This window comes from Mesorhizobium sp. M1348, assembly GCF_040317925.1.
Classification (GTDB): Bacteria; Pseudomonadota; Alphaproteobacteria; order Rhizobiales; family Rhizobiaceae; genus Mesorhizobium.
The window spans coordinates 106,055-119,432 of the sequence record NZ_JAMYLH010000015.1; the positions used below are offsets into that span (position 1 = coordinate 106,055).

General features: G+C 62.2%; 13 protein-coding genes. 4 read left to right on the top strand and 9 right to left on the bottom strand.

Annotation, left to right across the window (positions count from 1 at the left end):
* Nucleotides 1-164: 164 nt before the first annotated feature.
* Complete coding sequence (gene pepN / locus NKH13_RS22935; protein WP_352914576.1) at nt 165-2,810, bottom strand: aminopeptidase N; 2,646 nt, start codon at nt 2,808-2,810, stop codon at nt 165-167.
* Between the two features lie 154 nt (nt 2,811-2,964).
* Here pepN and NKH13_RS22940 point away from each other — a divergent pair, with 154 nt between their 5' ends.
* Both NKH13_RS22940 and NKH13_RS22945 read left to right on the top strand, forming a co-directional pair.
* Nucleotides 2,965-3,189, top strand: a complete 225-nt coding sequence (locus tag NKH13_RS22940) for a hypothetical protein (RefSeq protein WP_352914662.1) — start codon at nt 2,965-2,967, stop codon at nt 3,187-3,189.
* On the top strand, nt 3,156-4,163 hold the full coding sequence (locus NKH13_RS22945) for a DMT family transporter (RefSeq protein ID WP_352914579.1): 1,008 nt from the start codon (nt 3,156-3,158) through the stop codon (nt 4,161-4,163). Before NKH13_RS22940 ends, NKH13_RS22945 begins: the two co-directional genes overlap by 34 nt.
* Here the strand turns inward: NKH13_RS22945 and NKH13_RS22950 are convergent, their stop codons facing one another.
* The 3 genes from NKH13_RS22950 to NKH13_RS22960 all read right to left on the bottom strand — a co-directional run bounded on the left by NKH13_RS22950 (nt 4,164) and on the right by NKH13_RS22960 (nt 6,651).
* On the bottom strand, nt 4,164-4,982 hold the full coding sequence (locus NKH13_RS22950; protein WP_352914581.1) for a helix-turn-helix domain-containing protein: 819 nt from the start codon (nt 4,980-4,982) through the stop codon (nt 4,164-4,166).
* A 105-nt stretch (nt 4,983-5,087) separates the two neighbouring features.
* Nucleotides 5,088-5,969, bottom strand: coding sequence for a uracil-DNA glycosylase (locus tag NKH13_RS22955; RefSeq protein ID WP_352914583.1), 882 nt, complete (start codon nt 5,967-5,969; stop codon nt 5,088-5,090).
* 37 nt (nt 5,970-6,006) lie between these two features.
* Entirely contained in the window at nt 6,007-6,651 is a 645-nt protein-coding gene (locus tag NKH13_RS22960; RefSeq protein ID WP_292660026.1) for a hypothetical protein, read from the bottom strand.
* 240 nt (nt 6,652-6,891) lie between these two features.
* Here NKH13_RS22960 and NKH13_RS22965 point away from each other — a divergent pair, with 240 nt between their 5' ends.
* Nucleotides 6,892-8,571: an electron transfer flavoprotein-ubiquinone oxidoreductase gene (locus NKH13_RS22965; RefSeq protein ID WP_352717426.1), complete on the top strand. Its 1,680-nt coding sequence runs from the start codon at nt 6,892-6,894 to the stop codon at nt 8,569-8,571.
* A gap of 110 nt (nt 8,572-8,681) precedes the next feature.
* On the top strand, nt 8,682-9,278 hold the full coding sequence (locus NKH13_RS22970; RefSeq protein WP_352717428.1) for a DUF922 domain-containing protein: 597 nt from the start codon (nt 8,682-8,684) through the stop codon (nt 9,276-9,278).
* Nucleotides 9,279-9,308: 30 nt separating this feature from the next.
* Here NKH13_RS22970 and NKH13_RS22975 read toward each other — a convergent pair whose 3' ends face one another.
* From NKH13_RS22975 to NKH13_RS22995, 5 genes are all read right to left on the bottom strand, one after another.
* Complete coding sequence (locus NKH13_RS22975; protein ID WP_352914587.1) at nt 9,309-10,346, bottom strand: endonuclease/exonuclease/phosphatase family protein; 1,038 nt, start codon at nt 10,344-10,346, stop codon at nt 9,309-9,311.
* Between the two features lie 80 nt (nt 10,347-10,426).
* Nucleotides 10,427-11,929 (bottom strand): AMP nucleosidase, encoded by a 1,503-nt coding sequence (locus NKH13_RS22980; RefSeq protein WP_352717431.1) that lies wholly within the window; start codon nt 11,927-11,929, stop codon nt 10,427-10,429.
* A gap of 187 nt (nt 11,930-12,116) precedes the next feature.
* Nucleotides 12,117-12,311 carry a hypothetical protein gene (locus tag NKH13_RS22985; protein WP_352914590.1) on the bottom strand — a complete coding sequence of 65 codons (195 nt, stop codon included), beginning with the start codon at nt 12,309-12,311 and terminating at the stop codon, nt 12,117-12,119.
* A gap of 30 nt (nt 12,312-12,341) precedes the next feature.
* Nucleotides 12,342-12,494, bottom strand: a complete 153-nt coding sequence (locus NKH13_RS22990) for a hypothetical protein (RefSeq protein ID WP_023718367.1) — start codon at nt 12,492-12,494, stop codon at nt 12,342-12,344.
* A gap of 208 nt (nt 12,495-12,702) precedes the next feature.
* Nucleotides 12,703-13,047, bottom strand: a complete 345-nt coding sequence (locus tag NKH13_RS22995; protein ID WP_352717433.1) for a DUF2147 domain-containing protein — start codon at nt 13,045-13,047, stop codon at nt 12,703-12,705.
* Nucleotides 13,048-13,378: the final 331 nt, after the last annotated feature.

Genomic DNA, 13,378 nt, shown 5'->3' on the forward strand with positions numbered 1-13,378 from the left:
TTTCAATCTGCTTGGCGATCCGGCAACGCCGCACTTCCGAATCGTCAGTAAAGAATCAAACGTGATTCGCCTTGTCCAGAGGCGCGGCGAAAAAAGATTAAAAATCGACTAAAATAACGGGGTTTTCGGGCGGGATGGCATTGTGGTGGTGAGTTGGCGCGTTGTCAGGCGAGGGTGCGCTCGACGATGTCTCGCAAATCGGCCGACAGCTTCTCGGTATTGGCGATCGAAAGCAACGCCTCCCTTGCCTTGGCCTGCCGCACCGGTTCGAGCGAGCGCCACGACCTGAGCGCCGTCGCCAGCCTGGCAGCCACCTGCGGGTTGCGTTTTTCGACCTGCAGCACCGTTTCGACGAAAAGCCGGTAGCCCTCGCCGTCGGCGCTATGGAAGCCGGTCTGGTTGGCACTGCAGAACGTGCCGATGAGCGCGCGTACCCGGTTCGGGTTGGCCATCGAGAACGCCGGATGGCTGGTCAAGGCGCGCACCGCGTCGACGGTTTGCGGGCCGGGCACGCTGGCCTGGATCTGGAACCATTTGTCCATGACCAGCGGATCGGTTGCATATTTCGCCTCGAAATCGGCCAGCGCCTTTGTCGCCTCAGGTGAGCCGTGGTGACGGTGCGCAAGCACGGTCAATGCCGCGGCCCGATCCGTCATGTTGGTCGCCGATTGGAAGTGCCGGGCAGCGAGTTCCGCACCTCCCGGCAACAAGGAGAGATAATCCAGCAGGACATTGCGCAGCGCCCGCCGCCCGGCACTGGCCGCATCCGGGCTGAACGGACCATTGTCGGCGAGCCGATCGTAAAGTTTGGAGAATATCTCGCTGTTGGCCTCGGCGATCGCAACCGTCAGCGCCTCGCGCGCCGTGAAAATGGCGTCAGGGTCGATGTTCTTGCCGATGTCGCGGGCGATATCGGCCTCGCCGGGCAGCGCCAGCGCCAGTGCCCGATAGGCCGGTTCGAGCGCTTCGTCGCCGGCTATCTTGCCGGCAAGCTCGGTCAGCCGGGCGCTGAACTCGGGTTGCCTGCGGTCCAGGACCTGACGGAAGGCTGCAATCAGCGCATCGGTCAAAAGCGTGTTGAACGACTGCCAGCGCGAGAAGGCGTCGCTGTCGTGGCCAGCCAGAAAAAACTGGTCGTCGGGCCGCTGCTCGACCGAAAGCGTCACCGGCGCCGAAAAGCCACGGTTGAGCGACATGGCCGGACGCTCGGCAATCTCGGAAAACCTGACGACATGGCGGCGCTTGCGGATATGGATGACGCCGTCCTCGACATTCGCCCCTTCGACGCCGCTATGGGCTATCGCCTCGCCACCGGCGCCAACCAGGCCGAAGGCAAGCGGAATGTGCATCAGCCGCTTGCGGCTTTCCGACGGTGTTGACGGCACTGACTGCTCGATTTCGAGCGTGAATTCCCGCGCCGCCGGATTATACGCCGAACTGACGGTCAGGTTCGGCGTACCGGCCTGATGATACCACAGCGAAAACTGCGACAGGTCGCGACCCGAGACGTCTTCGAACACTTTGATGAAGTCTTCGATCGTCGCCGCCTGGCCGTCGTGACGCTCGAAGTAGAGGTCCATGCCGGCGCGGAACGTCTCGGCGCCGAGGATAGTATGGATCATGCGCACGACTTCCGAGCCCTTTTCGTAGACCGTCGCCGTATAGAAATTGTTGATCTCGCGGTAGCGGCGCGGCCGCACCGGATGCGCCAGTGGCCCTTGGTCCTCGGGAAACTGATGGGCGCGTAGCGTACGAACCTCGGCTATGCGCTTGACGGCGCGCGAGCGCTGATCGGCGGAGAATTCGTGGTCGCGGAAAACCGTCAGGCCTTCCTTCAGGCAAAGCTGGAACCAGTCGCGGCAAGTGATTCTATTGCCTGTCCAATTGTGGAAGTACTCATGCGCGATGATGGCCTCGATATTGGCGAAATCGGTGTCGGTCGCGGTTTCCTGGTCGGCCAGCACATACTTGTCGTTGAAGATGTTGAGACCCTTGTTCTCCATCGCGCCCATATTGAAGTCGGACACGGCGACGATGTTGAAGACATCGAGGTCGTATTCGCGGCCGAATGCCTCCTCGTCCCATTTCATTGACCGTTTCAAAGCGTCCATGGCGTAGCCGGCGAGCCTCTCTTTGCCCGGTTCGACATAGATTCCGAGCTCGACCTTGCGACCAGACAGGGTAACGAAACTGTCCGAGATCTTGCCGAGGTCGCCCGCCACCAGCGCAAACAAATAGGACGGCTTGGGGAACGGATCGTGCCAGACCGCATAGTGCCAGCCGGCGGCAAGCTCGCCGCCGTCGACCGGGTTGCCGTTGGACAAAAGCAACGGCGCCTCACGGCGCTGAGCTTCGATGCGCACCGTGTAGACCGACAGGATGTCGGGACGGTCGAGGAAATAAGTGATGCGGCGAAAGCCTTCGGCCTCGCATTGCGTGCAATAGACGTCGCTGGAGCGATAGAGGCCCATCAGCGCTTCGTTCTGCGCCGGCGCCAACACGGTTTCAATTCTCAGCTGGAAGCGCCTTGCCGCAGGGGGGCTGATGATTGTCAGTTGATCGGGCGTGGCGAGAAAATCCGCAGGGCTCGGTTCGTGGCCGTCGATGGCGATGCTGCGCAGCGTCAGCCCGTCGCCATCCAGCACCAGTGGCACCGACGCCGCAATCCCGTCGCGACGTTCGACCGTCAGCACGGCGGTGACATGTGCTGCTTCAGGCGAAAGGCGGAAAGTCAGGCTGGTTTCCGGAATGAGATAATCACTGGGGCGATAGTCTTCGAGCTTGAAGACCTGGCCGGTATCTGTGCGCATTCCTTGATTTTTCCTGTCGATCCGGGAGCGGCGGGCGGGTCCGCTGGTCCAAATAATTTGAAGTCTGCGCTCTTTACACGAAACGCTCCCTCGACAAAACTGCAGCGACGTCTATTTCAGGCGATCATTTCCCAAGCATCATCGCGAGGCTTCCATGACCGTCGTCACGCCGAAATTCGGGATGAGCGCCTCTGTGTTGCGTCGCGAGGATCAGGCCTTCCTCAAAGGCGCCGGGAAGGCGGGTACGATCGGGTCGACGCATGCCGCGCTCAATGCGGTGACCGACGCGCTCTACCGCGCCTACGGCATCAGGCATATCGACATGCCGGCAACGCCGGCGCGCATATGGGCGGCGATCGAGGAAGCAAAAGGGGCGTGACAGCCGAACCGGACTTGCCAGTGCTTGCTGCCGGCGACCACGCCGGCGAACACAGCACGCTGACCGGGATCGTGCTCAAGATCGTATCGGTGGCGGTCTTCGTCGGCATGTCGTCCTGCATCAAGGCGGCAGGCACCGTGCCGGCGGGCCAGATCGTCTTCTTCCGCTCCTTCTTTGCCATCTTTCCGATCATCGCCTTCCTCGCCTTCCAGGGAAAACTCGGAACGGCCTTTTCGACAAAGCGCCCGCTCAACCACATTGCGCGCGGCGTCGTCGGTGTCTGTGCCATGGGGCTCGGCTTCTTCGCGCTGACGCGGCTGCCGCTGCCGGAGGCGATCACGCTGAACTACGCGCAGCCGCTGCTGGTCGTGGTGTTCAGTTCGATCTTCCTCGGCGAAGCCATCCGCATCTATCGCTGGAGTGCGGTTGCCGTCGGCCTGGTCGGGGTGCTGATCATCTCGTGGCCGGAACTGACGCTGCTCAGTTCGGGCGCTGCCCTTGGCGATCAGGAGGTGCTCGGCGTCATCGCCGCCCTAATAGCCGCGGCGATCTCGGCCATCGCCATGCTCCTGGTTCGCAACCTCGTCCAGAGCGAGCGGACGGCGACCATCGTGCTGTGGTTTTCGGTAACTGCGAGCGTCATGGCGCTGCTTTCGCTGCCATTTGGCTGGCAGGCGCTGACGCCAGCACAGGCGGGGCTTCTGATTGCCGCGGGTTTTTGCGGCGGGCTTGGCCAGATCCTGATGACCTCGGCCTATCGCCATGCCGAGGCTTCCGTCGTGGCACCTTTCGAATACACTTCGATGATCCTCGGCGTCGTCGTCGGCTATCTGGTCTTTGGCGACGTCGCAACGATCAACATGCTGGTCGGCGGCATGATCGTGGTTGCGGCGGGGATTTTCATCATCTGGCGCGAGCGCCAGCTGGGTCTCGAACGCACCCGCACCCGCAAGGCCGTCGCGCCGGAAGGGTGATCAGCCCTTCGCTGCGTCGGTCCGCTCTTTCGCCAGCCGCATCAGCACCGCCCGCGTCTGCTCGTCGGCGGGGAAAAAAGATTCGATCGCCAGCTCCGACAGCGTTACGTCGAGCGGCGTGCCGAACACGGTGATGGTGCTGATGAAGGACAGCACCGCGTCGCCATGGGCAAGCTTGAGCGGATGGACAATCGCGTTCGGTTCGACCGGCGCCGGCCGGCTGCCTTTAAGGCCGGACGGATAGGCCCGAAGCTCGCGCTCGAGCTCGACCAGAACCGGATCGGCGGTAGCGTCGTTCTGCCGCTTCAGCCGCTCCAGAAGATGCGTCCGCCATTCCGCAAGGTTGACGATGCGCGGTGCGATGCCGCCGGGATGCAGGCTGAGGCGCAACACGTTGACCGGCGGCTTCAGCAGGGAGGCATCGGCGACATTGGCGAGGAACGGGCCGATGGCGGCGTTCGCCGACACCAGGTTCCAATGCCGGTCGACGGCAAGCGCCGGGAAAGGCTCGTGCGCCTTGAGCACGGTCTCGACCGCCGCCATCGCCGGTGCCATCGAGGCATCGTCAAGTGGTCGTTCGCTGAAGCTCGGGGCAAAGCCGGCGGCCAGCAGCAGCTGGTTGCGCTGCCTGAGCGGGATCGAAAGCTGCTCCGCCAGATGCAGCACCATATCACGCGAGGGTGCGGCGCGGCCGCTTTCCACGAAACTCAAATGCCGCTGAGAGATCTCGGCCTCCATAGCAAGGCCGAGCTGGCTCATGCGCCGGCGTGTACGCCATTCGCGAATGAGACTGCCGGCGGAAATCTGGGCTGCTGTCATGACGAGATGACTAGGTCGGCAGTGGGCGCATTTCAATTACCTGCGAGGTCATGATGCCGCCCTTCCTTCCTCGCAAGAGGAGAACGGAAGACGCGCTCGGCAATCTTACCCAAGCGCCCGCAACTTCGCCCTCACTTCGAGGAAATCCCGCCATGCCAGCTTCTTGTGCGCCGGCGTTCTCAACAAATAGGCCGGATGCAGGGTCGGCATGGCCGGAATGGCGACGCCGGACGGGGTCGTGTGGACGCGCCAGTTGCCGCGCAGCCGTAATATGCCTTCGGAGGTGTTGAGCAGGGTCTTTGCCGACGGGCCGCCGAGGTTGACCAGCACCTTCGGATTGACCAGTTCGATCTGCCGCTCGATGAACGGCCGGCAGATCTCGGTCTCGTGCGGCGTCGGCGTGCGGTTGCCCGGCGGCCGCCAGGGAATCACGTTGGCAATGTAGGCAGATGTCCGGTCAAGACCGATCGCGGCCAGCATGCGGTCGAGCAGCCGGCCCGAGCGGCCGACGAACGGCAAGCCCTCTATGTCCTCGTCGCGCCCCGGCGCTTCGCCGACCAGCATCACCTCGGCAGTCGGATTGCCGTCGGCGAACACCAGGTTCTTGGCGGTGAATTTGAGATTGCAGCCGTCGAATGCCGCCATGTGCTGGCGAAGCTCGTCGAGGCTTGCCGCTGATCTCGCCAGTTGCCGCGCCAATGCCGCTTGCGCCTCGTCGGGCACCGTTGACATGGCCGGGGACGTTCGCACTGCCGGTGCTGTATTCGGTCTCTCGCCCATTTCGGCGCGCGACACGCTCGTCGAGCGTTGTGGCGCCGCATTTTCACCGGCCGGCATAGCGGCCGCCGCAGGCACCCGCACCGGTGGCCTGGCTTCTGCAAACCTGTTCACCGGCTGTTCTTCAAGTGCCTCGTCGACGCCGGCGCTGGCGTAGAAGGCCAGCAGCTCGGCGAGATCGGCTCGGCTATTGTGGGGGGCGGCAGTCATGGTTTCACATTCGGCCGCGGCGCTTGAATTTGCAAGTTCAGCTCGACGGTATGCGCGGATCCTGCACCAGATAGAACGTCCAGCGCGGCGTGTAGTCGGTGATCAGGAAATAGAAGCTGGCGGTCTTCAGCGGGTCGATCTTGCCGTTCTTGAACAGCAGGCGGTCATAGGGTTCGAAATTGCGGTCGAAATCGGCGTAGCTGCTCGACCAGATATTTTCGGGGGTTTTGTTACGCTGGTCGAACGACAGGCCGTCGCCGAACACGCTCGGCTGGTCGAGGATCTCCTGGAGTTCGAACTGGAACTCGACCCAGGCCTGGCCGCTATTGTTGAGCACGTCGATGCGCATATACATGAGACCATTGGCGAAGTCTCCCGCCTTGCCGAACGGCTGGATCGGCTTTGTCGTGCGAATGGCCAGCGTTACCGGCGTCGCTGAATTCAGCTCTTCGGTGATGACCAGCGGATCCTCCTTCGTGCCGATGCCGGAAGCCCCGGTGATGCGGAAGCCGCCGCGCTCGTCGGAAAAGGAATAGGCGCCGGTCGCCCAGACCAGTTGCTGCTCGGCATGGGCATCGAGGGCCGTCAGCGACAGAAGCGCCAAGAGTGCCGCACGGCAAATCCGGCCGGGCGTGAAAAAAAAGCGCGTCGATGAAAAGCCAGCCGGCCCGAATATGCGCATGGCGGGAAGTATGGCCGATAAGCAAGCTGTCGAACAATTAAAAAAGGTCGGTGCGACATATCTCTGCAAACGGAATAGGATTGAAGATTGATGCTCGACAAGGCGAATCTGTGCGGCAGGACGTGACTTTTTGACGAAATCGGTATTGTCACGTCCGCGCCGGTTTCCCGTCGCTATTTGATGCGCTATGCAGCGCGTGAGCCAGCAAGATGCCGGGACTAGCGAGCCAGTGAGGGGTCGATGAGCGATATCGAACGCGAAAGCATGGAATTCGACGTGGTCATCGTCGGCGCCGGCCCGGCCGGCCTTGCCGCCGCGATCCGTCTCAAGCAGGTCAATCCCGAGCTTTCCGTCGTCGTGCTGGAAAAGGGCGGCGAAGTCGGCGCGCACATCCTGTCCGGCGCCGTCGTCGATCCGATCGGCATCGACCGGCTGCTGCCCGGCTGGCGCGAAGAGGAGGGTCATCCCTTCAGGACACCGGTCACCGACGACCATTTCCTGGTTCTCGGCCCCGCCGGTTCGTTCCGTCTGCCCAATATCCTGATGCCGCCGCTGATGAACAATCACGGCAACTATGTCGTCTCGCTCGGCAATGTCTGCCGCTGGCTGGCGACAAAGGCCGAAGCGCTGGGCGTCGAGATCTATCCGGGCTTCGCCGCGGTCGGCCTGCTCTACAACGAGGCCGGTGCGGTCACCGGCGTCGTCACCGGCGACATGGGCGTCGAGAAGGACGGCACGCACGGTCCGGGCTTTGCGCCGGGCATGGCGCTGATGGGCAAATATGTCTTGATCGGTGAGGGCGCGCGTGGCTCGCTCGCCAAACAGCTGATCGCCAAATACCGCCTTTCCGACGGCCGCGAGCCCGGAAAATACGGCATCGGCCTCAAGGAACTCTGGCAGGTCAAACCGGAAAACCACCGGCCGGGCCTTGTCCAGCATTCCTTTGGCTGGCCGCTCGATATGAAGACCGGCGGCGGCTCCTTCCTCTACCATCTCGAGGACAACCAGGTGGCAGTCGGCTTCGTCGTTCACCTGAACTACAAGAACCCCTATCTGTCGCCCTTCGACGAGTTCCAGCGCTTCAAGACCCACCCGGCGATCCGCGGCACCTTCGAAGGTGCCAAGCGGCTGGGCTATGGTGCCCGCGCCATCACCGAAGGCGGCTGGCAGTCGGTGCCGAAACTGTCCTTCCCCGGCGGTGCGCTGATCGGCTGCGCGGCCGGCTTCGTCAACGTGCCGCGCATCAAGGGCTCGCACAATGCCGTGCTCTCCGGAATGCTGGCGGCCGAGCATGTCTGTGATGCGATAGCCGCCGGCCGCGCCAATGACGAGCTGGCCTCCTACGAGGCCGCCTGGCGCGCCACCGATATCGGCAAGGACCTGAAGAAAGTGCGCAACGTCAAGCCGCTATGGTCGCGCTTCGGCACCATTGTCGGCGTCGGCCTTGGCGGCCTCGACATGTGGCTGAACACGCTGTTCGGCTTCTCGCCCTTCGGCACGATGAAGCACGGCAGGGCCGACTACGCCACGCTGGAACCGGCCGCCGCGCACCAGAAGATCGCCTACCCGAAGCCGGACGGGGTGCTGACCTTCGACCGGCTGTCGTCGGTGTTCCTGTCCAACACCAACCACGAGGAAAACGAGCCGGTGCATCTGCTCGTCGCCGACATGGACCTGCAGAAGCGCTCCGAGCATGACGTCTATGCCGGGCCCTCGACGCGTTACTGCCCGGCCAGCGTCTACGAATGGGTCGACAAGGACGGCAATGCCGCCGCCGATCCTGCCGCCAAGGATGTGCGCTTCGTCATCAACGCGCAGAACTGCGTGCACTGCAAGACTTGCGATATCAAGGACCCGAACCAGAACATAAATTGGGTGCCGCCACAGGGCGGCGAGGGCCCGGTCTACCAGAACATGTAAGTCACAAGGTTTGCTCCGGACCAAACAAGATGAGGAGCAGCGCAACCGTAGGATTGTTGAATAGACCGCCTGCCTGTGTTTCCTTTCTGTGACGACAGGGAGGAAGGAAAATGCGTCTGGCAGTTCTGACGAGCGTTGTGGCGATCGGGGCGTTGTGCACCCCTTCAGCCTTGGCCGACACTAAAGTATTGGTCAAGACACGAACTTACAACATTGCCGGAACCACCGGCGCGGCACTGATCGAGGCCATGGATCGCCGGGGGCCGAAGCACGGCTTCATGACCCACGCCATCGCGCAGACCGGCTACAGCGTCGATGATTGGACCTTCGACGCCCATCGGGAAAACGGCGTCTGCCGCCTGCGCCGGGCCAACGGGACGCTCAATCTCTTCTATACCTATCCCCGACTAGTCTCAGCCACGTCGCCTGCGCTGCAGAAGCGCTGGAAGCGGTTCTTCGCTGGCGTCCGCGCCCATGAAGAGACCCATGGCCGCATCGCCAGACAGATGATGCGGGCCACCGAAAAGTCGGTTCGGGGGCTGACAGTCGGTGATGACCCGCACTGTTTCGAGGCACGTCGCGAGGCGAAGCGCCGGATCAATGCCATCTATGCCGAATACGAGGCAAAGCAGATCGCCTTCGATGCGCACGAGCATCGCGACGGCGGCCCTGTCGAGCACCTCATCCGCGCTTTTGTGGGCCAGTAATAAGCCAGGTCGAGATTGGACTGCGGATTTTCAGCTTCGCGTCCCGCCAGGCAGCGCCGCAAGCGCGGTCGCCGTCTGGTGCTCGTCGAGCGGCTTTTGTTCATCCGACCGTAGCGAAAACTCCACCAGCACCGGCAGATGGTCTGAGCCGGTGTCTTCCAGCTTCGACGCCGAACGGATGATGATAGCGCCCTTGCTGAAAACCTGGTCGATCGGCAGTCCGGCGAAGCGCAGGAAATCCGGCAGCCTTCTGTAGAGCCAGGTCGGCCCGACCGACGGCATTACAGTCAGCTTGCCAAGCGATGCGACGCGCCGGACGGCGGCGCTCCATGGTGCTGCGTTGCAGTCGCCCGCCAGGATCGACGTCTCGCCAAGCGAGGCGATTTCGTCAGACAACCCTCCAATCTGCCGTGATTGGTTGTGCGGCCATGGCCAAGTGAGGTGGATGGCGGCGACATCGACGTCGGTTCCGCCGAAATCGACCGTGGCGATCGCCATCGCGCCGCGGCTGTCGCAGTGCGGCTCCGTGCCTATGGCAAACGGTCGTCTGGACAGCAGCGCAACGCCGAACACGCCATTGGGATATGGGCAGAGGATCCGGTGGGGATAGGCGCCGGACAGCAGTCCAAGCTTTGCCTTCCACATCTCGGACACCTCGTCGAGGGTGATCACATCAGGCTGGGTCCGGCCGATCAGCGACAGCACCTTCTCAGGCGTTGGATTGTTGAACCTGAGGTTCATCTGCAGCAGGCGGTAGACTGGCTCGTCACCGGGTTTGGCTTCGTAGGCCGCCTGCACCTGCCATAGCCGCGAAAGCGGCAAGGCATTCGACGTGGTGGCAAAGGAGGCTACCGCAAACAGCAATGCGGCCGCCGCCTGCAGGCGAAACGAGGTGGCGAGCAGCGGCAGCGCGCAAAGCGCCATCAGCACGGAAAAATGGACGCGGAAATGAGCAAAGGAATCGAGGGCCGGATGCAGCGATCCGAAGAACCCGGCCACCAGCGCGGCCGAGAGTGCAAGCATTGCGACGAATGCCAGCGCAACCGTCATGTCCAGAACACGTGCCATCGCTTTGTCTATCGGCAGAAATGCGGCTCAATCAAGATGACGAAATGTCCTGACCTGGACCGACACATGCGATTCGGCATCTACTGGAAGGCAGTTTCCGAAAAGCTCCTGAGCTTGCGCGAATGCAGTCGCTCCATCGGCATTCCAGCCAGCTTCTCCATCGCCCTGATGCCGATGGTCAGGTGCTGCGCTACTTGCCGCTTGTAGAACTCGGTCGCCATGCCGGGCAACTTCAATTCGCCATGCAGCGGCTTGTCGGATACGCAAAGCAGCGTGCCATAGGGCACCCGGAAGCGGAAGCCATTGGCGGCGATCGTCGCCGATTCCATATCGAGCGCGATCGCCCGCGACTGCGACAGCCGCTGCACCGGCCCGCGCTGGTCGCGCAGCTCCCAATTGCGGTTGTCGATAGTGGCGACGGTGCCGGTACGCATGATGCGCTTGAGGTCGTAGCCGGAAAGCCCGGTGACCTCGGCGACCGCTTCCTGCAGCGCCACCTGGATTTCGGCCAGCGGCGGAATCGGCACCCAGACCGGAAGATCGTCGTCGAGGACATGGTCTTCCCGCACATAAGCATGCGCCAGCACATAATCCCCCAGCGCCTGGGTGTTGCGCAGGCCGGCGCAATGGCCGAGCATCACCCAGGCATGCGGCCGGAGCACCGCGATGTGGTCGGTGATCGTCTTGGCGTTGGAAGGTCCAACGCCAATATTGACCATGGTGATGCCGCCATGGTTCGGCTTCTTCAGATGATAGGCCGGCATCTGCGGCAGGCGAGGCGGCGCGGCACCCTCACCGGGCGCGCTGTCCCCGACTTTGGTCACGATATTGCCCGGCTCGACGAACTCGACGTATCCGTCACCGCCATTGGCCATCAAATCGCGTGCACGGGCGACGAATTCGTCGATGTAGAACTGGTAGTTGGTGAACAGCACGAAGTTCTGGAAATGCTGGGGACTGGTCGCCGTATAATGCGACATCCGGTGCAGCGAATAGTCGATCCGTTGCGCGGTGAACGGTGCCAGCGGCCGTGCCTCGCCCAATGCCACTTCGAACGTGCCGTTGGCGATCTGGTCGTCGGTGCCGTCGAGATCCGGCACGTCGAACAGGTCACGGATCGGCCGTTTGATGCGTTCCGCGGCAGTGCCGTCGACATGAGTGCCCTCGAGAAAGGCGAAATGCAGCGGGATGGGAGTGGTCGATTCCGAGACCGTGACCGGAACGCCGTGGTTGCGCATGATCAGGCGAAGCTGTTCGGTGAGATAACTCTCGAAAAGAGCCGGCTGGGTGACGGTGGTCGAGAAATGCCCCGGCGTCGGCATGTGGCCATAGGCCTGCCGCGAGTCGATCTGGGTGAATGAACTCGTGGTGACGCCGATCTCCGGATAGAAGGCCCGGTAGCGTTTGTTGTTGTCACCGCCCGCGGCGAGAGCGGTAAATGAATCGCGCAGGAATTTGGTATTGCGATCGTAAAGCACCTGGAGGGCTGCAACCGCCTTCTTGGCGTCGTCGAAGCTCTTTCGGCCAAACGGCTCCGGCGTGACGACTGATTCAATGGCTTGGGGATAGATTCGCTTTTCCATGACCCAATATAGAGAGTTGGGCGCGCAGTTGGGAGGGGGTAAGGTGATCTCAGAACGCCTGTTGGCGTTTTCTTTCCAGCGGCCTTAAGCGCGTCGCGTTCGTCCGGCCTCATGCGACACGCTTTAGGTTCTTGCTTTTATGCATGCCGTTGTCGCAAAACCGCTGCACACTTTTGCGCGACATGCATTAGCCGCGCCGCAAGCTTACCAGCAGCACAAAGCCGATGCCGGACTTCCTCGGCGCAGGCGCCTCGATGGTCGAACCAGCATCGGCGCGCATCGTCGGCACGGCCAGGACCGGGGCCGCCAGGAGCATCAGGATGAGCGCCGTCCGCGGCAGAAGCCGAAGGGTCTTGACGATGTTGGCGGTGAGGCGGGTCATGGCGTGGGTTTCAATATCTCGCTGTCGGGTTCAGTGGCGAAGCTGGTTCGGGCAACCGAGCCGGCAGGAAATGGCGACGTCCCAGGCGCGGGCCGGCCGGCCGGCTTCGGCGACAAGGACGGCGAACAACATGCCGAACAGGCTCATCAGCAGGCAGACGATGGTGAAGCGGCGGGCAAGCATTGCGCGGTGTCTCCTTCAACACGCATGACAATGCCTTGCCCAGGCTGAACCGGCTCTGATGCCGCCGTTCATCTGGGGTTCAAAATGGTTGATGATCTCTGGGCGGGCCGCCTTGAAAGCAGCGACCTATGGCGACGCCGTGGCTGCCAGACCGACAACATGAAAACGGGGCCGACTGGCCCCGCTCACCACGGCAGGAAGGGCTCGATCAGAGCTTGTGCCAGGTCTGGCTTTTGCAGATCAGCCCGCCGAAAACGCAGCCGCTCATCTTGAGTGAACTGCCGGAAAGGGAAGCCTTGCCCGAATAGGTCTTGTCGGTTTCCGGGTCGGTTATGGTGCCGGCATATTTGTTGGCGCCGGCCACCTTCAGTGAACCGATGTTCTTGCCGGCAAATTTGCCGGATTTGAGCGTAATCGAAAATGCCCCGCCGCCACCCGAAATGGCGGCAGTCGATCCGGCTTGCGTTTTCCAATTGCCTTCGATCGGATCGGCCAATGCCGCGCCGGTCATCATTATTGCGGCCGCGAGGGCCAGGCTCACTTGTCGAAACATGTCTCTCCTCCCTCAGGCAAGTCCAATCGGGCTCCGTCCCGGCTGTCTGCCCCTTACGCAAACGTAAGCTAGTCCAGCTCCCGGAAAAACAAAAGCGGTGCCGCGACGGAAGGGTTGCGGGTTTTTGCCCGCTCCCGAACGGCCGCGCTGGCGAAAAATGAAACGGGCCGCACACGTCTTTGTCTTCTGTGGTTAGCGGAGTCTTGATCCGCGCCTCGCAAGTTTTCTTCAAATTTTGTGCAAACCGGCGCGATTGCTGGCTTTGTATCCTTAACGAATTTTCGCGTTTACCTCTTGTTTTAGCTTTGTTTTCTTCAAATTAAGCACGCCA